22 protein-coding genes and 1 other RNA gene are annotated in these 18,120 nt (G+C 66.6%); 12 read left to right on the forward strand and 11 right to left on the reverse strand.

The window, feature by feature from the left end; genetic code table 11:
- Positions 1–5 precede the first annotated feature (5 nt).
- Positions 6–389, forward strand: a complete 384-nt coding sequence (locus DV704_RS01955) for a hypothetical protein (protein ID WP_114797858.1) — start codon at positions 6–8, stop codon at positions 387–389.
- Here the strand turns inward: DV704_RS01955 and DV704_RS01960 are convergent.
- Complete coding sequence (locus DV704_RS01960) at positions 386–796, reverse strand: OsmC family protein (protein WP_114797859.1); 411 nt, start codon at positions 794–796, stop codon at positions 386–388. The genes DV704_RS01955 and DV704_RS01960 overlap by 4 nt on opposite strands.
- Before the next feature lie 86 nt (positions 797–882).
- Between DV704_RS01960 and DV704_RS01965 the strand changes: the two genes are divergently transcribed.
- Together DV704_RS01965 and DV704_RS01970 are read left to right on the forward strand one after the other, a co-directional pair.
- Entirely contained in the window at positions 883–1,620 is a 738-nt protein-coding gene (locus DV704_RS01965) for an SDR family oxidoreductase (RefSeq protein WP_233498204.1), read from the forward strand.
- 124 nt (positions 1,621–1,744) lie between these two features.
- Positions 1,745–2,368, forward strand: coding sequence for a DedA family protein (locus tag DV704_RS01970; protein ID WP_114797861.1), 624 nt, complete (start codon positions 1,745–1,747; stop codon positions 2,366–2,368).
- Here the strand turns inward: DV704_RS01970 and DV704_RS01975 are convergent.
- The 8 genes from DV704_RS01975 to DV704_RS02010 all read right to left on the reverse strand — a co-directional run bounded on the left by DV704_RS01975 (position 2,310) and on the right by DV704_RS02010 (position 10,510).
- Positions 2,310–2,696, reverse strand: a complete 387-nt coding sequence (locus DV704_RS01975) for a VOC family protein (RefSeq protein WP_114797862.1) — start codon at positions 2,694–2,696, stop codon at positions 2,310–2,312. The genes DV704_RS01970 and DV704_RS01975 overlap by 59 nt on opposite strands.
- A 13-nt stretch (positions 2,697–2,709) precedes the next feature.
- Positions 2,710–3,813 (reverse strand): hypothetical protein, encoded by a 1,104-nt coding sequence (locus DV704_RS01980; RefSeq protein ID WP_114797863.1) that lies wholly within the window; start codon positions 3,811–3,813, stop codon positions 2,710–2,712.
- Positions 3,813–6,644 (reverse strand): LPS-assembly protein LptD, encoded by a 2,832-nt coding sequence (locus tag DV704_RS01985; protein WP_233498205.1) that lies wholly within the window; start codon positions 6,642–6,644, stop codon positions 3,813–3,815. Before DV704_RS01985 ends, DV704_RS01980 begins: the two co-directional genes overlap by 1 nt.
- Entirely contained in the window at positions 6,641–7,678 is a 1,038-nt protein-coding gene (locus tag DV704_RS01990) for an LptF/LptG family permease (RefSeq protein ID WP_114797864.1), read from the reverse strand. The genes DV704_RS01985 and DV704_RS01990 overlap by 4 nt, the downstream gene beginning before the upstream one ends.
- Positions 7,675–8,682 carry an LptF/LptG family permease gene (locus DV704_RS01995; RefSeq protein WP_114797865.1) on the reverse strand — a complete coding sequence of 336 codons (1,008 nt, stop codon included), beginning with the start codon at positions 8,680–8,682 and terminating at the stop codon, positions 7,675–7,677. The genes DV704_RS01990 and DV704_RS01995 overlap by 4 nt, the downstream gene beginning before the upstream one ends.
- A gap of 148 nt (positions 8,683–8,830) precedes the next feature.
- Positions 8,831–9,760, reverse strand: coding sequence for an alpha/beta hydrolase (locus DV704_RS02000; protein ID WP_114797866.1), 930 nt, complete (start codon positions 9,758–9,760; stop codon positions 8,831–8,833).
- A gap of 27 nt (positions 9,761–9,787) precedes the next feature.
- An RNA gene (ffs, locus tag DV704_RS02005) (signal recognition particle sRNA small type) lies at positions 9,788–9,881 on the reverse strand.
- 185 nt (positions 9,882–10,066) lie between these two features.
- Positions 10,067–10,510: a hypothetical protein gene (locus tag DV704_RS02010; protein WP_114797867.1), complete on the reverse strand. Its 444-nt coding sequence runs from the start codon at positions 10,508–10,510 to the stop codon at positions 10,067–10,069.
- A gap of 138 nt (positions 10,511–10,648) precedes the next feature.
- On the opposite strand from DV704_RS02010, the gene DV704_RS02015 reads away from it, so the two are divergent.
- The 7 genes from DV704_RS02015 to DV704_RS02045 are packed head-to-tail and all read left to right on the forward strand — an operon-like array spanning position 10,649 to position 16,416.
- Positions 10,649–11,542: an ABC transporter ATP-binding protein gene (locus tag DV704_RS02015; RefSeq protein WP_114797868.1), complete on the forward strand. Its 894-nt coding sequence runs from the start codon at positions 10,649–10,651 to the stop codon at positions 11,540–11,542.
- 15 nt (positions 11,543–11,557) lie between these two features.
- The gene (locus DV704_RS02020) at positions 11,558–12,331 is read left to right on the forward strand and encodes an ABC transporter permease (protein ID WP_114797869.1); all 774 of its coding nucleotides are present in this window, start codon (positions 11,558–11,560) and stop codon (positions 12,329–12,331) included.
- Between the two features lie 39 nt (positions 12,332–12,370).
- The gene (gene moaC / locus DV704_RS02025) at positions 12,371–12,862 is read left to right on the forward strand and encodes a cyclic pyranopterin monophosphate synthase MoaC (protein ID WP_114797870.1); all 492 of its coding nucleotides are present in this window, start codon (positions 12,371–12,373) and stop codon (positions 12,860–12,862) included.
- Positions 12,863–12,872: 10 nt separating this feature from the next.
- Positions 12,873–13,421 carry a DNA-3-methyladenine glycosylase gene (locus DV704_RS02030; RefSeq protein WP_114797871.1) on the forward strand — a complete coding sequence of 183 codons (549 nt, stop codon included), beginning with the start codon at positions 12,873–12,875 and terminating at the stop codon, positions 13,419–13,421.
- Complete coding sequence (locus tag DV704_RS02035; protein ID WP_114798014.1) at positions 13,418–13,996, forward strand: hypothetical protein; 579 nt, start codon at positions 13,418–13,420, stop codon at positions 13,994–13,996. The genes DV704_RS02030 and DV704_RS02035 overlap by 4 nt, the downstream gene beginning before the upstream one ends.
- Before the next feature lie 15 nt (positions 13,997–14,011).
- A complete protein-coding gene (locus tag DV704_RS02040) occupies positions 14,012–14,809 on the forward strand; it encodes a histidinol-phosphatase (protein WP_114797872.1) in 798 nt (265 codons plus the stop codon).
- A complete protein-coding gene (locus tag DV704_RS02045) occupies positions 14,806–16,416 on the forward strand; it encodes a helix-hairpin-helix domain-containing protein (RefSeq protein WP_114797873.1) in 1,611 nt (536 codons plus the stop codon). Before DV704_RS02040 ends, DV704_RS02045 begins: the two co-directional genes overlap by 4 nt.
- A 1-nt stretch (position 16,417) precedes the next feature.
- Here DV704_RS02045 and DV704_RS02050 read toward each other — a convergent pair whose 3' ends face one another.
- Positions 16,418–16,849 (reverse strand): CBS domain-containing protein, encoded by a 432-nt coding sequence (locus DV704_RS02050; protein WP_114797874.1) that lies wholly within the window; start codon positions 16,847–16,849, stop codon positions 16,418–16,420.
- Between the two features lie 55 nt (positions 16,850–16,904).
- Complete coding sequence (locus tag DV704_RS02055) at positions 16,905–17,234, reverse strand: tRNA-binding protein (RefSeq protein ID WP_114797875.1); 330 nt, start codon at positions 17,232–17,234, stop codon at positions 16,905–16,907.
- A gap of 68 nt (positions 17,235–17,302) precedes the next feature.
- Between DV704_RS02055 and DV704_RS02060 the strand changes: the two genes are divergently transcribed.
- Complete coding sequence (locus DV704_RS02060; RefSeq protein WP_114797876.1) at positions 17,303–17,614, forward strand: hypothetical protein; 312 nt, start codon at positions 17,303–17,305, stop codon at positions 17,612–17,614.
- A 47-nt stretch (positions 17,615–17,661) separates the two neighbouring features.
- Positions 17,662–18,099 (forward strand): DUF420 domain-containing protein, encoded by a 438-nt coding sequence (locus tag DV704_RS02065; protein ID WP_114797877.1) that lies wholly within the window; start codon positions 17,662–17,664, stop codon positions 18,097–18,099.
- Positions 18,100–18,120 lie beyond the last annotated feature (21 nt).

The following is an 18,120-nucleotide window of genomic DNA, read 5'->3' on the forward strand; positions in this document are numbered from 1 at the left end:
GGGGAGTGCGAGCCCTGTTGGTACTGGTTCTGGTGGGGTTGGGGGTCTACCTATACGCGGAGCGCTTTGGCCTGGCGGTAGGCTACGCGCCGTTTACGCCGGTTTTCCTGTGGAACTACACGGGCGAGGCGGCCAACCAGGTTCGGGCCACGGGCCTCCGCCCCTTCATCAAGGTGAAGGTCAGCGGGGAGCTGCGGCAGGGGAGCTTGGAGGTAGAGATTCGCCGCAGCGGGGAGAAGGCACCAGCCCTGCGCAAGCGCTACCAGGGGCGTTTTAGCGAGGAGCTGCGCCATCCGGTGGACGCCAACCTTTACGACGTGGTCTTCCGCTACAAGGGGGCGCGGGGCCAGGTCTGGCTGGACTGGGTGGCGGCCCGCAACGAGTTCTAGTCCCAGGGCTCTACCACCACCCGGGTCTCAATCTCGGCGTTGAGGTTGGCCGAGACCGAGCAGTACTTGGTGTGGGAGAGCTCCACCGCGCGCTCGAGGGCCTCTTTGGTCACGTTGGGCCCGCTGCCGTAGTGGGTGACCACGATATGGGTATAGCGCCTGGGGTGCTCCTCGGCCCGCTCGCCCACCACCTCCACCCGGTAGCGGGCCAGGGGCTGGCGCTTTTTCTCCATGATGTCCACCACGTCGTAGGCGGTGCACCCGGCCAAAGCGGCCAGCAAAAGCTCCATGGGGCGCAGGCCGGTGGCGGGCTGGTCGCCATCCACCATCACCTTGTCACCCTGCTCGTTGATGCCCACGAAGCGGTGTCCCGATAGGCGGTGCAGCACGACCTTTTTGGTTGCCATATCTCTCCTTTACAGGGCCTGGGCCCGAGAACCAAGGGTATTTTATCCCCTGAGGGGCAGATGGCCCCGAATGTGAGCCTAAAGACATGCCGGGGTTCTCAGGAGGGGAGATAATGCAGAACATGCACAGCCTCGAGGGCAAGGTGTACATCCTTACCGGAGGGGGCGGGGCCATTGCGGGGGCCATAGCCGAGGCTTTTACCCGGGCAGGGGCGAGGCTGGCCTTTGCCGATGCCTACGAGACCACCATTCAGGAGCGGGCCCAGCGCTATGGGGGCCGGGCCTACGTGGCCAACCTGACCCACTACCCCGACGCCGAGCACCTTGTGAGGCAGGTCAAGGCCCAGATGGGCCGCCTGGACGGGCTGATTCACACCGTGGGCGGCTTCGCCTATGCACCGGTGAAGGACAGCGAGCCGGGCCTCTACGACCGCATGTTCGACCTCAACATGCGCACTCTTTTCTACGCCACTAGGGCGGTGATCCCGGAGCTCCTTGCGCAGAAGGACGGGTTCATCGCCGGCATCTCGGCGGCGGCGGCCTGGAATGGGGTGGGCCCGGGGGTGGCGCTTTACGCTGCGGCCAAGGCGGCGGTGGCCACCTACCTGCGCTCGCTTGACGCCGAGCTCGCGGGCACCGCCATCCGGGTGGCGGTGGTCTACCCCATGGGGGCGGTGGACACCCCGGCCAACCGCAAGGAGATGCCCGAGGCCGACCCCATGGCCTGGGTGGACCCCATGGAAATCGGCGAAAGCCTGGTCTATGCGGCAAGCCGCAGCCCCAGGGGCCGGGTGGTGGAGCTGCAGATCTTTCCACCGCGCTAGCCCCCAAAAGCGCTTGAGGGTGCACCCGGGGTTCTCTTCCTGCCGGGCCTGGTTTGTGGAGGTCCGCCCGTCCCGTAGGCCCGGTGGGTTGCCTGGCGCTGCTCCCATGCCGTAGGGTGGGGGTGTGGACATATCGGCTTACGTGCAGGCGGCTGGGTATCTGGGAATTTTCGCCACGGTATTCGTAGAGACCGGGTTTTTGGTGGGGTTTTTCCTGCCGGGCGATTCGCTATTGATTGCAGTGGGGCTTCTGGCTGCAGCCGGGAAGCTGGGGCTTTCGCCGGCTCTGCTGGCCCTTCTGCTGGGCTCGGTGCTGGGCAACAACCTGGGTTATTACCTGGGTCACAGGTTGGGTCCAGCTCTTTTGCGAAGGGCCCGGGTGCGGGAGGAGGACGTGGAGCGCACCCGGCGTTTTATGGCCCGCTTTGGTCCCCTTTCGCTTTTGCTGGGCCCCTATGTTCCAGTCTTTCGGGCGATGGTGCCTTTTTTGTGCGGCGCGGTGCGGATGCCCTGGCCGCGCTTTTTCCTGCTGAGCTTTATGGGTAGCCTCCTTTGGACCCAGGGCCTAACCCTGCTGGCCTACTTTGTGGGCTCTAGGATTCCCCATCTGGAGCGCTACGTCTACCTGGTGCTGCTGGCCGGGCTGGGCTTCGCCCTGATGCTGGCTGCCTGGCGGACCTATCACCCGTTTATTCGGGGGTCTCGACCAGTTCCAAAAGCACCCCGCTCGCCCAGCGCGGATGAATGAAGGCCACCGGCCCCCCAAGGCCCGGGCGGGGGCTGGGCTCGAGCAGAGGGGCCCCCTGGGCCGCCAGGTGCTCGAGGGTGGTCTGCAAATGGGGGGTGGCGAGGGCGAGGTGGTGGAGCCCAGGCCCCCGCTTCCGAAGAAAGCGGGCCGCGGCGGTGTGGGGCTGGATGGGTTGCAGAAGCTCGATGCGGCTTGCCCCACTTTTGAGCATCCAAACCTCCAGCCCCTCCAGCCGGCCCTGGGCCTCCAGGGTATACCCCAGCCGCAGGTAGGGCTGGGCGGCCTTCTCCAAGTCTTCCACGACCAGGGCGACGTGGTGAATTCGCATGGCCCCAGGGTACCTACTCCACGGGGATGAAGGCCAGGTCTACCAGGCGCTCCTGGAAGCTGCCCAGGAAGGAGGTGCGCAGGGCGGAGGCGCTCAGGCTTGCGAGGTTGAGGGTGAGGTCGATGACGCTAAGGGCGGGGCTATCCTGCCGGGTGAGGTAGAGGAACTGGTCCTGGGCCGTGGTGGCGGCGAGGTAGCGAGTGTTTCGGGACAAAACGCTTTCCGGAGGAATCTGGAACCCCTCGGCAAAGCGGGCCAGGCCGGTGCCCAGCACCAGCAGAGGCGGGGCCCCGTTGGCGAAGCGGCGGGCTGCGATGTTGCTGTCGCGAAAGAACTGCACCTCGCTCCCAGGGTTCAGGTTCCAGGTGAGAAGCGCAGTGTCGGTGGTGGTGGGGTCGTTGTCGTCCATCAGCCCCAGCGCCAGGTTGCCGGCGAAAATCAGGTCGGTGGGGGTGGCGGCGCTGCGGGTGAAGGTGCGCTCGAGGTAGGGGTTTGTGAAGTCGTAGCGGCCCATCTGGCTTGGGGTGAGGTAGAGGAGCTGGTCGCTGGGCCCCAGGGCCAGCCGGGCAGGTGCATCCAGCCGGGTTAGGTTGGGGTCGGAGAAGTTGATGGAATCGGGCAGGGTGGTGGCGTTGTAGGGGATGAGCCAGGCTTGGTAGGCCTCGATGGGCCGGCTTTGGTCGGTGGGGGGACAGACCAAAAGCAGGCGGCTTTGCCCCGGGCGCAAATAGCCCCGGCTGCAGTCGGTGTTGAGGGGCACGTCCAGGCCGTCCAAGCTGGGGCTGCCCACGCTGTCGAGACGGAGGAGGCTGGCGTTGTAGCGCCGCAGGCGGTCAGGGGTGAGCACCCAGAGCTGGTCGTTGCCCCCTTCCAGGCTGCGGCGGTAGAAAAGGGCCACCGGTGCTGCATCCAAGGGCCAGCTTCCCACCCGTCGGGGGGGGTCGGTGCTCCCGGGTTGCAGGGTGCGGGTCTCGTAGAAGCGAATCTCGGCGGGGGTGCCGGGCTGGTTGTTGGTGAGGGTGGCAACCCCCACGGCCAGCAGGGCCCGGGTGGGTTCCTCGCTGCTGCCGGTGCAGCCGGCGAGGAGCAGGAGAAGGGGAAGGAGGGTTTTGCGCATCAGCGGCCTCCAGGCACGGGCAGGCGGATGTTGCCCGGTAGAACCAGGTTGGTGGGGTTGAGCAGGAACTCCGCGGCGTTGCCCCCCAGGGCGAAGGCGAAGCGCAGCTCCTGCTTGAGGGTGTCCAGGCTGGTCCTAAAGGCCCAGCAGCAGCGGTCGACGACCACCTCGAAGCGGGGGCGGAGCAGGGTGCCCTCCAGGTTGGGCAGCAGGAATTCCCGCCCCTCCTCGGGGGCGTTGTAGACGATGCGGAAGAAGAGGCGGGTTTTTTCCAGGCCCATGAAGCTGAAGGTGGGGCCGAACTCCCTGAGGGCCACGCGGAAACGGCCATCCAGGCGGCGCTCCAGACTCAAGAAGCCCTGCAGCGAAAGGCCCGGGGGGTCCTCGGCCCGCAGCGGGGCAGGCCAGACCTCCCACTCCCCATTTAGACGCAGGAAGCGGAGGAAGGCCAGGGTGTCGTCCTCCGGGGTCAGGGGATTTTCCGCTTCGGGGAAGTGGAACTCGGCCGAGAGCTCGCTCAGAAAGAGCTCGGGTTCGCGCACCGCCAGCCGCAGGTTGAGCCGGGGGTTGCGCAAGACGCCGCCCTGGTAGCCCCAAAGCAGGTCGGCCTGGAGCAGGTCGGCGCTGTACAGGTAGCTCAGCCGGAAGCGGCTCTCGCTGCCTGGGGCAAAGCCGATGGTGGGGGCGAAGGCCAGGGTGTGGAGGCCCAGGGTGAGCTGGAACAGCCCGTCCAGCAGGGCCGGGGTGGGGGTGGGGCTGGGGTTGGTGGTCGAGGGGAGGGGGGTGTAGGGGTGGGTGAAGCCGAGGCGCAGGCGGAGGCTGTTGGGGGGGTCCTGGAAGAACAGGTTGGCCTCGGTGCGGATGGCCTGGCCGTTGTTCAGGTCGCGGCTGTGGGCGAGGGCCAGGGTGTTGCCGGGGGGGTTGTAGCTGGCCGAGAGGTCCAGGGGGTCGAAGCGGGCGATGAGGGGAATTTGCGCGGGGGGCCGGCTCTCCTTTTCCTGCACGTCCCAGTAGCGGTAGGCGGTGCGCAAGGAGAAGTTGAAGGGAAGGGGGCTGTAGCCCAGGTTCAGGCTTAGGAGGCGGTCGAGGCCCAGCTCGAGCTGCCGCTCGTAGACCAGGTTCAGGTTGAAGGGGGCAGGGGTGAGGGCCAGGCTGGAGCGCAGCAGGTCCCAGCGCCCCTGCTCCAGGTCGCGAGCAGCCCGGGCGGTGAGGTTGAGCCAGGGGAGGGGCCTGGAGCCCAGGGTCAGCTCGGCCGGGGGGTCGAAGCGGTTGTTCTCCAGGTCGCGGCTCACCCGCGCGGTGAGGGAGAAGAGGGGGTCGGGGTTGAAGCCCAGGCTGCCCTCGATGGAGCTTGCCCTCCGCGGCCGCTCGTAGTCGAACTGGAAGGGGGTTTCGCCCTCCACCACGCTGCGGCTGGCGTTCAGGTTCAGGCTAAAAGGCCCCAGGCGCTGGCCCAGGCTGGCCCGGGTCTCCCAGCGGATGAGCCGCTCAAACTCGGTGGGGTTGCCGTTTTCGTCCTGGTTCTGGGTGCTGTAGTAGCGCCCGATGAAGGTATTTTCCACGCTGAAGCTGAGGCCCGGCCACGGGGGAGCAGGCCGGTAGCTTTCACGGTGCTCCACCCAAAGCCGTCCGGCGCCGATGTAGGGGCCAAGCCGTCTGGCGGAGCGGTTCAGAGGGTTGGACGGGGCTTGGTAGTAGCCCAGCAAAAGCCGGCCCGTGAGGCGGAACTCCCCCTCGAGCCCCCGGGGAAAGCTCACCTCCACCTCTGGCAGGCGCTGGGGGGTGGAGCGCTCGTTGGGGGGAGCCAGGGGGTTGTGGTCGATGTAGCCGTCCAGGGTGAAGCGGTAGAGGGGCTCGCCCTGGCGGGTGGCGGCCTCCAGCAGAAAGGTGGTGTAGTCGGGCTGCCCCCCTGCCCCGGCCAGGAAGCGGGGCTCAACCTGGGGGGCGTCGTCGCGCAGCACCAGACCTTCCAGCCGCCAGCCGGGCTCTTCCAGCTTGTAGCTGAAACGATATTTGAAAATACCATCCTTGCGCGGGTCGCTGTCAGGCGGGACCACCCCGGCGGGCGGGGGCAGGTAGAGGAACTGGTAGCGCTCTGCCGCGGCCCCTACCCCGAAGTGGTCGAAGCCGAAGCCCCATCCCCGGCGCTCGAAGTAGCGCAGCAGGGTGAACCCGATGCCAAAATCGCTCACGTAGGGCAGGTCGGCCAGCACGAACACCCCATCGGCGTCGCTTTGGCCGAACTCCAGCTTGGGGCGCCGCTCGTTCAGGAAGAAAAGGAGCACCGGCAGGTACAAAGTCCGCTCCCCACGCAGCAAAACCCAGACCCCCCGGGCGATGATGCGGTCGCCGGGGTAGAGCAGCACCTCCTGGGCCTGGAAGGCGTAGTCGGCCACCTCGTGCTCGCAGCGCTCGCAGGGGGTGAGGTAGCCCTGCTGCAGCAGGATCTGCCCTGCAGCCCGCTGGCAGACCGGGCCGGTGAGGTAGAAGTCGCCCGACTCAATCCTGACCTCGATGGCCTCAAAGCTCTCGTCGCCGGTGTAAAGCTCCAGCTCAGCAGCTTCGATGCGCTGACCCTGCTTGTCCTGGTAGAGCACCCCGCCCAGAAGCAGCAGGCGTTTGCGGGTGCGGTTGTAGACCACCCGGGGGGCCTCGATGCGCTCACCATCCCGGTCCATCCGCACCGGGTTACCCAGCAGGATGATGAGCTCTTCTCCTTCTTCGTTGCGCAGCTCCAGCCGCTCGGCCTCCAGAATTTTTAGCCGCTTTCCCCCTTCCTGGGCCGAAGCCAGGCTCAAAAGAAGCAAAACGAGGAGGCCCCAGCACCTCATCGCCGCCCTACCCGCAAAAGAACCAGCCCGGCAATGGCATAGAGCAGGTTGGGCCCCCAGGCGGCCAAAAGGGGCGGGATCACCCCCTGCTCGCCCATGATCCGCCCCACGCTCCAGGTGGCGTAGTAGATGAAGGTGAGCACCACCACCCCCAGCATCCCCAGGCTGCGGCTGCCCCCCAGCAGAAAAAAGGCCAGCCCCACGGCGAAGAGGGCGAAGGCGTAGACCGCCGCCGGCTCGGCCCATTTGCGATGCAGCGCGGTGAGCTCGGCGTGGTAGGGCAGGCCCTGGGCGCGGTACTGGGCGATGCGCTGGCGCAGTTCGGCCACAGTGAGGCTGAAAAGCCCCCCGGGGGGCTCGAGGGATAGCTCCACCAGGGGCACCACCGCCCGCTCAAAGCGGGCCACCGTGCGGGGCCGGGCCCCCTCGTAGGTTACCCGCAGCCCCTCCGAGAGCACCAGAGCCCCTTCCTGGAAGCGGCCCTGCTGGGCTATGAGCACCTCCTCGGCGGTAATCACCCGCACCTCCCCAACGCCCTCGCCCACCTGGCCCACATACACGATGCGCCCGTAGGCATCCACCAGCCGGCTCCCCGGCTGCAGCAGGGCCCGCGGCTTTTGCAACACCGCCTGGCGCAGGACGCTCTGCCCTTGCTGCAGGCTTCTGGGCACCAGGCTGTCGGCGGCCAAAACCGCCAGGCCGAAGAGAAGGGTGCCCATCAGCAGGATGGGGAAGAGCACCCGCAGCTTAGGGATGCCGCCCGCCAGCATGGCCTTGAGCTCCGACTCCTCGCCCATGCGCGAGAGCACCAGCAAAAGCGCGAACAAGAAGGCCAGCGGCATTCCCCGCACCAGGGCCTCGGGCACCCGGAAGGCCAGGTACTGGCTCACCACCAGCGGGTCGGCCCCCCGGGCCAGCAGGGGGGCCAGCACCTCATACAAAGCCCCGCCCAGCAGGGCCAGCACCACCACCGCCAGCGCCCCCAGCAGCGAGGCCCCCACCTCGCGCACCAGGTAGCGGTCAAGGGTGGTCATCGGGCCAGCCTCCAAGTGCCCAGGAGGGCCAAAACGCCGTAGACCAGGTTGGGCAGCCAGGCCCCGTAGGCGCTCCACAGGTCGAAGCGGGCGAGCTGGGCTGAGAAGGTGAAGAGCGTCCAGTAGCCGAAGATAAGGGCTACTACGGCTATGAAGGCCCAGGCCGCCTCGCGCAAAGCAAGTCCCACCACCACCGCCAGCCAGGCCAGCACCACCGTGCCCACCGCGTTGGCGTAGCGCCGGGCCAGGGGAAAAACCGCCGCGGGGTCGGCCCTGGCCGCAGCGGAGAGCTGGGGCAGGGGCATGGCCTCATAGGAAAGGGCCCTGGGTTCCACCCCCACGGGAAAGGGCAGGGGGTGAACGGCCTCCTGGAAGACCTGGCCGCTGGGGTCTACGCGGTAAGCGTTCTCCAGCCGCCAGGCCCCTTCCAACCAGGTGCCCCGTTCTGCGCTCCAGATGGCCCCGCCGGGCTCTATCACCCGGATGCCTTCGAGCCGGGCTCCTTCGGCCGAGGGGTAGATGCGCTGGGCGTAGTAGACCCCGAGCCCTTTGGGGGTGTAGGTGCGCTCGCTGAGCACCCCAGAGGGCTCCGAGCCATAGTAAATCTTGTACTGCAAGGCCTCGAAGCGCTCCTGGGCAATGGGTTTGACCCAGCCCTCGTTCAAGAAGACCACCCCCCCCACGAGGCTCGCCACCAGCAGCACAGGTCCGATAAAGCGCAGGGGGGGCACCCCTCCGGCGTAGGCAGCCTTGAGCTCGGACTGGCGGATCCAGCGGGCCAGCGCCACCAGCAGGGCGAAGACCAGGCCCAAGGGCAGGGCGATGCCCAGGGTGTGGGGCACCCGGTAGGCCACTATCAGGGCTATTTCGCTAGGTGGGGTTTTGGCTCGCAAGAAAGCCCCCGAGAGCGAGGAGAGCAGGTCGAAGGTAATCAGACCTACGAATAGCAGCACCCCCAGCAGATACAACGACAACGTTTCGCGCAACAAATAACGCTGCAACATTCCAGAGCGAAGTATAAGGTGCGCTTCGGTGAGAAGCGGCCAATTTGACCCTCCACAGCGATAGTCTCGAGGGGTTCGGGCAGTTTGGGATGGGCTTTGACCGGTCGTGGTTAGCCCGAAAACCGGCGTGTGGGGCTTTTATCAAGCTTTATTCATGCACAAACCGCAAGGCTTCCACGAGCCGCTCGGCAAAATCCGGGGGGTAGTCGTGCCCCAGGCCCTTCACCACCTCGAGCCGCACCTGCAATCCCTGGGCCTTCAACTCGTTGGCCACCAGGGTAATGTGGGCTCTGGCGGGATCGTCTTCCCCGGTGATGAAAACCCCCTTGAGCCCTTTTTGCACGGCAGCCTCGAGGTGCGGTAGCAAAGGCTCCAGGGCCCCAGCGCCCACCACCGCCACGAACCCCCGGCTGGGCAGGGCCTGTTCCAGCGTCAGGCGTACCGCCAGCCCGGCCCCCTGCGAGGCCCCGGCCAGCACCAGGGTCTGAGAGAGAGGGTGTTGGGTCTGTAGGAGCGTATAGGCCTGCTGGGCCTCTTGTTTGGCCTGTGCGTAGTCGTCCCAGCAATACCCCCAGGGCCCCTCCACCTGGCCCGACTGCAACAGGGCCAGCAGCACCCCGTGCTGGCTAAGGGGCTGCCAGTGGGGAGCGGTTTCCTCCAGGTTGCTCCCCCGCATGTGAAAGGCCAGCAACAGGGGGGCTGGGGTGCTGGGGTTGGGCGGCGGAAAGACCCGGAGCCTGGGCTGGGCCATAAGCTGAGCCTGCTGTTTGCGGGTCTGGCAGACCTCGAGCAGGGTCTTGAATTCGGGCAGTTCTTGCAAGCCGGCCAAGTCGGCATCCTGCTGGAGGCGCTCCGGATTCCACCACAACCCCTCTTCCAGCCCCGCCTGTAAAACCCCCAGGGCTTCTTGGGGACGCTCCAGAAGCGACAAAAAACAGGCTTCCCAGAACGTGAGGCGGGCGGCCTGACCGGGAAAATGACGGCGGGCCCGGCGGGTTTGCATGAGGGCTTCTTCCAGGCGTTTTTGCCCGTACAAGCCAAATATTTCTCGTTGAATTTGGCTAAAGTCAGCGTTCATCTACCAACACTATAAAAAAAAGCGCCCCCGGCTCCCTGACGGCACCCGCTCCGTGGCGCTTAGGGCTGCTGCCTTCCGGCCCTGACCCGGTTCACGCTGGTGCGCCGCGTCAGACCGAGGACGCGAACCCAAGCATAGCACAATGCCCCCCGGGTGCAAGGGGCCTTTTTTGCAGCGGGAACAGTCACCCCTAAAATTCGAGCGAAACGCCTCTTTTTCGTTCTGATTTCGCCAGGCTTTATCTTGTTCTTGCCCAACGAGGAGCTTCGCGGGCGGAGGGTGCCTTAGCAGCCTGGTCCCCTTGCTCTAGCGCACCCAGATCCCCGCTACGTAGGCGCAGGGTTCAACCTTGCAGGAGACCATGTCTACCCGGTAGCGGAATTGGGCAGTGCGGATGGGTGTGACCCTGACCAAAGGCTCATCGTCGGGTGCGGTGTCGGCGTCGATCAGGTTGTTGTTTTCGTCGAAGAGGGTCAGGTCAAGGTCGTCGCAGTCGTCGTCGCAGGCGGCCGTGATCCAGTACGTACGACCCGCCTCGAGCCGTACGCGCACGAACTGGCTCCTGCCCTGGTACAGATGGTCGTACACCCGGTTGAACAGCTCCTGCGCTGCTGGATGAATAAGGTTGTTCTGCTGGTACCTGCGGGCCTGGGCGGTCAGATAACCGTCGAGCTGCGAGCGGCTTTGGCTGAGGCCTATCGATAGACCCAGCAAAACCAGGGCGAAATTCAGCCTTGAGGCCTTGTTCATAATACTCCCTTCCGCTGGCTCACATGTTTGGGGGAGGGCTTTAGCCGGTTGGCATGGGGCTCAGCTAAGATTAGCTTAGCCCAACAGGGGGCCCAGGCAGGGTTATTTGACCAAATTCGGTTGCGTATAATCACTCCCATGGAGGTGGCGGCCCTCGAGGCCATCCAGCTTTCCAAGCGCTACGGGCGAAAGCCTGTTTTAGAGGGCATCAGCTTTTCGGTGCGCCCGGGCGAGGTGTACGCCCTGGCTGGGCCCAACGGCTCGGGCAAGACCACCCTAATCCGGTTGCTCACCGGGCTGGCCTTTCCCACCTCGGGGGTGGTGCGGATGCTGGGGCAGGACGTCTACAACGGAGGGTATGCGGCCCGGCGAGTCCTGGGAGCGGTGGTGGAGGCCCCGGCGGCCTTCTACCCCCACCTCACCGGGCGGCAGAACCTGGAAATGGTGGCCTTCCTCACCGGGATGCCCCGGCCCGAGGCCCGCATCCGCGAGGTATTGGCCAGGCTCGAGCTTCTGGCGGTGGCCGACCAGCCGGTGCGCACCTACTCCTTGGGCCAGCGCCAGCGGCTGGGCCTGGCCTCGGCCATCCTGCACGAACCGAAGATCCTCATCCTGGACGAGCCCACCAGCGGCCTTGACCCCCAGGGCATTAGCAAGGTGCATGAAATTCTCGCCGAGCTAGCCTGGACGGGGGTGGCGGTCCTCCTTTCCACCCACCACCTGCGCGAGGTCTCGGCCTATGCCGACAAGGTGGGCATCCTGGGGGGAGGACGGCTTTTGGAAGAGGTTCGGCTCGGGACCAAGGGCGAGACCTACCGCCTGCGGGTGGATGACCCCCCCAGGGCTGCGGCTTTTCTCAAGACCGTGCCCGGTGTGCAAAATGTGAGCCTGCGGGATGTGAACGTTATCTTCGAGGGTTCGCCCAATGTGGCCCTGGCCGCCTTGGTGCGGGAAAACTTCCAGGTGCAGTTCCTGGAACCTGACTACTTCGACCTGTACGAGTACTACCGAGAAAGGGTGCGGCGTGCTTGAAGAGGGAAGGGGCCTGTGCTGCGGATATTAGTCTGGGAGTTTGGCAAACTTGCCCGTTTACGTTCGGTGCAGATCGGCCTGTTGGCCGCGTCGGTGCTGCCCTTTCTTTGGGCCTTCGCCCCTGGGCTTCGGGCCCAGTACAGGATCGAGCTGGTCTCGGGCTGGCAGATTCCAGCCTTCTCGCTTTTTACCGGGATGGACTTCCTCTTCCCCTTCCTCACCGCCATGGCCGCTGCCGAGGTGCTGGGGGCAGAGGTCTCCATGGGCACCCTCAAATCGGTCCTGCTCCGCCCGAGCCCAAGAAGCCGTCTGCTGGGGGCCAAGCTTTTGGTGGTGCTCGCCTACCCCTTCCTCCTGCTGGCGGTTAGCCTGGTGGGCTCGCTGCTGGCCGGCCTGCCCTTTGGGCTGGGCGGCTTCATGGGGGGGACCGGTTTGGGCCCTGGAAGCTTCGCCGGCACAGGCCAGCTTCTGACCCCAGGGGCAGCGCTTTGGGAGGTGTTGCGGGCCCACATTTTGGCCGGGGTGGTGCTCTGGCCGCTTTCGGCCTTGGCCCTTTTGTACGCGGTGATCTTTCTCAGCACCACCTCAGCGGCGCTGGCGGCGGTTTCCACCCTGCTTTTGATGCGCCTTCTGGTGGCTTTCCCCGCCTTGCAGCCCTTTTTGCTCACCACCTACCTCGACCTTTACGTAAGGCCCGAAGCGGTTTCGTTGGGCCTGCCCTTGCTCGTGATCTACACCCTGGGCTTCTCGGCTCTGGCCCTTCTCATCTTTGAGCGCAAGGACATCTGAGGGCTTCCAGCCGCGACCCTTTGGTCGTAGGCTTGGGGTATGGGCAAGCTAACCCATTTCCAGGATGGCAGGCCCCGCATGGTGGACGTGAGCGAGAAGCCGGCCACCCTGCGCACGGCCACCGCCGAGGCCAGCGTGCGCCTTACCCCGGAGGCGGTCGAGGCTTTGCGCGAGGGCGGGGTAGGGAAGGGCGACCCCCTGAGCGTGGCCCAGCTTGCGGGCATTCTAGCAGCCAAAAAAACTGGGGAGCTGATTCCCCTGTGCCATCCCCTGCCCATCACCAGCGCAGACGTGGAACTTCGCTTCCTGCCAGAAGAAGCCCGGGTGCACATCACCGCCACGGTCAGGACCAAGGCCGAAACCGGGGTGGAGATGGAGGCCCTGACTGCCTGTGCGGTGGCCGCGCTCACCGTCTACGACATGCTCAAAGCGGCCAGCAAGGGCCTGGAAATCACCGAACTGCGCCTTTTGCACAAAGCAGGGGGCAAGTCGGGGGAGTGGCGGCGTGGGGCGGACCAGGGTGAAATTTGAAGAGCCCACGATGCGGGCCCTGTCCCGCCGCTACGGCCCGGCGCCCTTCGCCCCCCATCCCTTCCCCCGGGTGCCTCCCTACCAGGCCTTGCTGCGCTCGATTGTGGGCCAGCAGCTCTCGGCGCGGGCGGCTGGGGCTATTTGGGAGCGCCTCAGGACCCGTTATGCCCCGGTGCCGGGGGTGCTGGGTGGGGTGGCCCCCGAGGAGCTGCGGGCCCTGGGCCTTTCGCAGGCCAAGGTCCGCTACGTGCAGGCCCTCTCCCGCTTCGCCGCGGCTGGGGGGCTGGAGGGTCTGGCGGCCCTGCCGGACGAGGAGGTGCTTCGCCGCCTGACCCAGCTCGAGGGGATTGGGGCCTGGACGGCGCAGATGTTCTTGATGTTCGGGCTGGGCCGCCCTGATGTTTGGCCGGTGCAGGACCTGGGTATTCGCAAGGCGGCCCAGCGGTTTTACGGGGTGGCCGGCCGGAACGGCCTCGAGGCCCTGGGCGAGCGCTTTCGCCCTTACCGCTCCCACGCAGCGTGGTATTTGTGGCGGGCTTTGGAAGGGGGTGCGGGGTGATTTTTCCCCTGATGCAGGCCCCCCCTACCGGCGAGGTGGCCCAGTTGCAGGCCCTCGAGCGCGCGGGGTTCCGGGTGGCCCCCACCTGGGTGCTGGTGGGCATAGAGGTCGAGTTCTACCAGCTTGGCAACCTGGCCGAGCAGATTCGGCGGGCCTTCCAGGGGGTGTTTGGGGCCCGGCTGGACGAGGAGCGGCTCGAGCAGGCCTGTGCCTTTGCCGAGCGGCTTTTGCGGGAGTCCTACCTGCTGCCCGAGCGAGCCGAGGCCATCCGAAAGGCCCTGCCCGAAGCCCTGCTCCTGGTGCGCTACGCAGGCGAGCCGCCCTTTGGCCTCGAGGCCGGCAGCCAGGCTGCGCTCTGGGCGCTCAAGCGGCTTTGGGCCAGCCGCTGGCAGGTGGACGCGGTGCTGGCCCGCGAACCCCAGCTTGCCCCTCCTGAAGCCCCCACCCTGGTGCAGCAGGTGGGCCCTGAGCTGACCCTAGACGCTGGGTTGGCAGAGGAAGCCGCAAGGGTGCTGGGCCGGCCGGTGCGGCTTTGGAGCAGCGGGGGCTGGGTGGTGCGGGTGGGGTGGGTGTGAGAAAATCGGCAAGCGATGTACGATAGCCACCTGCACACCCCCCTTTGCAAGCACGCGGTGGGCGCGCCGGCCGAGTACCTCGAGGCGGCCCGGCGAGCTGGGCTCAAGGGCCTGGTCTTCACCGACCACAGCCCCATGCCCCCCTGGTTCGACCCTGAGGTGCGCATGGAGCTGGGGGAGCTGCCCTTCTACCACGCCGCGCTCGAGCGGCTGCGGGCGGAGGCGGGCGATTTTTACGTGGGCATCGGCCTGGAAGCCGACTTCCACCCCGGCACCGAGTACTTCGTGCAGCGCCTCCGGGCCCGCTACCCCTACGACTACCTGATCGGCTCGGTGCACTACCTGGGGGCCTGGCCCTTCGACAACCCCCGCTACGCCGCCGAGTTCGAGGAGCGAGATTTGCGCCAGGTCTACCGGGCCTACTTCGCTCTGGTGGCCGAGGCGGCCAAAAGCGGTCTTTTCCACGCCATCGGCCACCTCGACCTGCCCAAGGTGCTGGGCTACCGGCCCCCGGAGGGGTACGCCGACCTGGCCGAGGAGGCTTTGCGGGTGATTGCGGAAGAGGGGCTGGCCCTGGATGTGAACACCGCGGGCTGGCGCAAGAAGGCGGCAGAGCTTTACCCGAGCCCCGAGCTTCTGGCCCGGGCCTTTGAACTGGGTATCCCGGTGGTGCTGGGCTCCGATGCCCACCGGCCAGAGGAGGTGGGCTACCGCTTTGCTGAGGCGGTGGCTTTGCTGCGCAGGGTGGGCTACCGCGAGGCGGTGGTATTTCGGGAAGGAAGGCCGCAGCGCTACTCGCTGGAGGAGCTATGAACCGCAAGGAGCTGGCCGGGATGCTGGCCTACGCCGCCGACCTGATGGAGGTCCTGGGCGAGGGGGAGTTTCGCGCCAGGGCCTACCGGGCGGCGGCCCGCAGTCTGGAGCAGGTGGAGGACGACCTTACCCGCCTGGCCGCCCAGGGATTCCGGGGGGTGAAGGGGGTGGGGCCGGGGCTGGCCCCGATGCTCAAGGCCATCGTGGAGAGCGGGGAGTTTCCCTACCTGGCGGAGCTCGAGGCCCGCGTGCCCCCCGGGGTGCTGGCGCTCTTTCGGGTGCAGGGGTTGGGCCCCAAGCGCATCCGCACACTTTGGGAAAACGGCGTGGATAGCCTGGAGGAGCTGGTGCAATGGGCCGAGGCCGGGCAGCTGCGCACCCTGCCGGGGTTCGGGGCCAAGAGCGAGGCCAGCCTTCTGGAGGCTGCCCGCTACGCCCTGCAAAGCCAGCGGCGGGTGCTCTTGCCGGTGGCGTTGGAGGCGGCCGGGCTCCTCCTTGCCGATCTGCAACAGGCTGGGCTGCGGGCCGAGCTGGCCGGCAGCGCCAGGCGGGGCCTGGAGACGGTGGGCAACCTCGACCTGGTGGCGGTGGCCTCCCCTGGGGCGGTGCGGGAAGCCCTAGGCCAGCATGCCGAGAGCCTGCAGGGTAATGTGGTGCAGGGCCGGCTGGAGGGGCTACCCCTGCGGGTCTTCTGCACTGAGGCGGCTTCTTTTGGCACCGCGCTGGTGCAGGCCACCGGGTCCCAGGCCTGGCTGGAAGCCCTGGGCCCCCTGCCGCCGGCCTGCCCCACCGAGGCGGCGGTCTTTGAAGCCCTGGGGCGGCCCTTTGTGCCCCCTTACTGGCGCGAGAAGGAGCACATCGGCCTCGACCCCCCGGCCTCTCCCCTGGAGCCCCACCAGCTCCAGGGGGTCATCCACCTGCACACCACCTACTCCGATGGCAGCGCCAGCCTGCGCCAGATGGCCGAGGCCGCCCTGGTCCAGGGGTACCGCTACATGGTGGTCTGCGACCACTCCCGAAGTGCGGCCTATGCCGGGGGGCTTTCGGTGGAGGCGGTGCTGCGGCAGTGGGCCGAGATTGACCGGCTCAACGCCGAGCTGGCGCCTTTTCGCATTCTGAAGGGCATCGAGTCGGAGATCCTGCCGGATGGTTCGCTCGACTACCCCGAGGAGATGCTGGCCCGCTTTGAGGTGGTGGTGGGCAGCCTGCACAGCGCTCTTTCCCTGGAACCGGCCGAGCAGACCGAGCGGCTTTTGCGCGCCCTGGATAACCCCTACCTGAGCATCCTGGGCCACCCTACCGGTCGGCTCTTGCTGCGCCGCAGAGGGGCTTCAGCCGACTGGGAACGGGTGCTGGAGAGGGCTGTGAGGAACCGGAAAATCGTGGAGTTCAACTGCAACCCGGCCCGCCTCGACCTGGACTGGCGGCTTTTGCTGGCCTGGCGGGGGCACCTCAACTTCTCCTTGGGCCCCGATGCCCACAGCGTGGAGGGCCTGGCCGATATCCGCTACGGTCTGCTGTACGCCAACAAGGCCGGCCTCGCGCCCGCCCAGGTGGTCAACACCTGGCCTCCCGAGCAGCTTATAGCAGCGAAGAAGGGTCCCTGAGCTACGCCCCTGCCTCTTTCAGGAGCTCGGCCTCGCGCGCAAGGTAGGCCCTGAGCACGTCGGAAACGGTCACGATGCCCACCAGTTGCCCCTCTCGCACCACCGGGAGGCCCCCCACTTTGTGCTCCAGCATCAGCTTGGCTGCGGCCTGCAGGGGCAGATTCTCGCCAATGGTGATGGGATCTGGGGTCATGATCTCGCCCACCTTGAGCTGGGCGATCAGGTAGTGAAGCTCCCAGATGGAAAGCGAGCTGGCGTCGGAAGGCATGGCCTCTTTCAGGTCGCGGTCGGTCACGATGCCCACCAGCCGCCCATCCTTCACCACCGGCAGCCGGCGGAAGCCTCCCTTCTTCATAAGCTGGGCTGCCTCGGGCACGCTCGCCTCCGGCGTGACCACCTGGGGGTTGGGGGTCATGAAGTCCTTGACCAGCATGGGAACCACCTCACCCCCAGGCTACCTCTGGGGGTGGGGGGCAGATGTCTCGGGTCTAGAAGACCCGGGCGCCCAGCGGCACCTCGCGCTCCGCTGAGAGCAACACCACCCGCCCTTCGGCGTCGGGCAGGCCCAGCACCAGCACTTCGGAGGCGAACCCTGCGATGTTGCGGGTGCCTAGGTTGGTCGCGCAGATTACCAGCCGGCCCACCAGCGCCTCCGGGGTGTAGAGGTCGGTGATCTGGGCGCTGCTTTGCTTGATGCCAAAGGGGCCCAGGTCAATCCAGAGCTTGTAAGCCGGTCTGCGGGCCTGTTCGTGGGGGAGGGCTTTTTGAATACGGCCGACGCGCAGCTCGAGGAGCTGGAAGGCTTCGTAGGGCGTCATGGGGAAAGTTTCTGCCTTCTGCCGCTCGCAGTCAACCACAGGGGGGCGGGGCTATACTCTAAGAAGGTATGCAACGCTTGTTGGACCAGGCGGCCTTGCTCATCCAGCAGGCCGGCGAGCGTCCCCCGCAGCAGGCGCTTGTATCGCTGCAGGACTCGCTGGGCCTTTTAGAGGCGGTGCGCCCCTCCAAGGAGCGCGACGGGATGATGGCCCTGGCCTATCTGCGTTTGGCCCAGGTTCAGTTGGAGCTGGGCAGGCCCCAGGAGGCCGAGCGGGCCTTCATGCTGGGCTACAGCTACGCCCGCACCTCGAGGGAAGCACGGGTGCGTCGTTTGGCGGAGCGGCTTAGCCCGATGTTCGCAGGAGAGGCCCAGGGATAAATGTCCCTCGGGCAGAGGCCATACTTTGCATGGAGGCAACGACTGCAATGGGAGAATTGCTAGGAGATCTGGCCGCCGCCTTCATCGGCCTTTCGGGGGTGGCGGTGATTGTGGGCGTCGTTCTTATCCGGCGTGGCGACCGGGTCTGGCACCCCCGGGTTATGCTGGTGGCCACCGCTTTTGCCGCGCTCTTTTTGGTCTTCTACCTGCTCAAGTGGGGTCTTTACGGCACCACCCGCTACGCCGGCCCGGAGGAGTGGCGGACAGCCTACTACGCCCTGCTTATCAGCCACACCGTCCTGGCTGCCCTGAACGGCCCCATGGTTTTGTGGCTCCTCTACAACGCCTTCAAGCGGCGTTTCGCGGTGCATAGGGCCTGGGCCCGCTGGACCGTGCCGGTCTGGCTGTATGTGGCGGTCACGGGTTGGGTGATCGATATCGTGCTCAAGCGCTACGGGGAGCCGGCAGGGGGCATCGGCTTCTGAACCGAGGACCCGGCCCTAAGG

The sequence above is a fragment of the Meiothermus sp. QL-1 genome (genome assembly GCF_003351145.1).
GTDB lineage: Bacteria > Deinococcota > Deinococci > Deinococcales > Thermaceae > Meiothermus.

What these genes read in the sequence shown, in the direction of transcription:
- DV704_RS01960 (WP_114797859.1), bottom strand. Translation starts at nt 796, where the DNA reads ATGGCAACCAAAAAGGTCGTGCTGCACCGCCTATCGGGACACCGCTTC.
- DV704_RS01965 (WP_233498204.1), top strand. Translation starts at nt 883, where the DNA reads ATGCCGGGGTTCTCAGGAGGGGAGATAATGCAGAACATGCACAGCCTC.
- DV704_RS01975 (WP_114797862.1), bottom strand. Translation starts at nt 2,696, where the DNA reads ATGCGAATTCACCACGTCGCCCTGGTCGTGGAAGACTTGGAGAAGGCC.
- DV704_RS01980 (WP_114797863.1), bottom strand. Translation starts at nt 3,813, where the DNA reads ATGCGCAAAACCCTCCTTCCCCTTCTCCTGCTCCTCGCCGGCTGCACC.
- DV704_RS01985 (WP_233498205.1), bottom strand. Translation starts at nt 6,644, where the DNA reads ATGAGGTGCTGGGGCCTCCTCGTTTTGCTTCTTTTGAGCCTGGCTTCG.
- DV704_RS01990 (WP_114797864.1), bottom strand. Translation starts at nt 7,678, where the DNA reads ATGACCACCCTTGACCGCTACCTGGTGCGCGAGGTGGGGGCCTCGCTG.
- DV704_RS01995 (WP_114797865.1), bottom strand. Translation starts at nt 8,682, where the DNA reads ATGTTGCAGCGTTATTTGTTGCGCGAAACGTTGTCGTTGTATCTGCTG.
- DV704_RS02000 (WP_114797866.1), bottom strand. Translation starts at nt 9,760, where the DNA reads ATGAACGCTGACTTTAGCCAAATTCAACGAGAAATATTTGGCTTGTAC.
- DV704_RS02010 (WP_114797867.1), bottom strand. Translation starts at nt 10,510, where the DNA reads ATGAACAAGGCCTCAAGGCTGAATTTCGCCCTGGTTTTGCTGGGTCTA.
- DV704_RS02015 (WP_114797868.1), top strand. Translation starts at nt 10,649, where the DNA reads ATGGAGGTGGCGGCCCTCGAGGCCATCCAGCTTTCCAAGCGCTACGGG.
- moaC (WP_114797870.1), top strand. Translation starts at nt 12,371, where the DNA reads ATGGGCAAGCTAACCCATTTCCAGGATGGCAGGCCCCGCATGGTGGAC.
- DV704_RS02030 (WP_114797871.1), top strand. Translation starts at nt 12,873, where the DNA reads ATGCGGGCCCTGTCCCGCCGCTACGGCCCGGCGCCCTTCGCCCCCCAT.
- DV704_RS02040 (WP_114797872.1), top strand. Translation starts at nt 14,012, where the DNA reads ATGTACGATAGCCACCTGCACACCCCCCTTTGCAAGCACGCGGTGGGC.
- DV704_RS02045 (WP_114797873.1), top strand. Translation starts at nt 14,806, where the DNA reads ATGAACCGCAAGGAGCTGGCCGGGATGCTGGCCTACGCCGCCGACCTG.
- DV704_RS02050 (WP_114797874.1), bottom strand. Translation starts at nt 16,849, where the DNA reads ATGCTGGTCAAGGACTTCATGACCCCCAACCCCCAGGTGGTCACGCCG.
- DV704_RS02055 (WP_114797875.1), bottom strand. Translation starts at nt 17,234, where the DNA reads ATGACGCCCTACGAAGCCTTCCAGCTCCTCGAGCTGCGCGTCGGCCGT.
- DV704_RS02060 (WP_114797876.1), top strand. Translation starts at nt 17,303, where the DNA reads ATGCAACGCTTGTTGGACCAGGCGGCCTTGCTCATCCAGCAGGCCGGC.
- DV704_RS02065 (WP_114797877.1), top strand. Translation starts at nt 17,662, where the DNA reads ATGGGAGAATTGCTAGGAGATCTGGCCGCCGCCTTCATCGGCCTTTCG.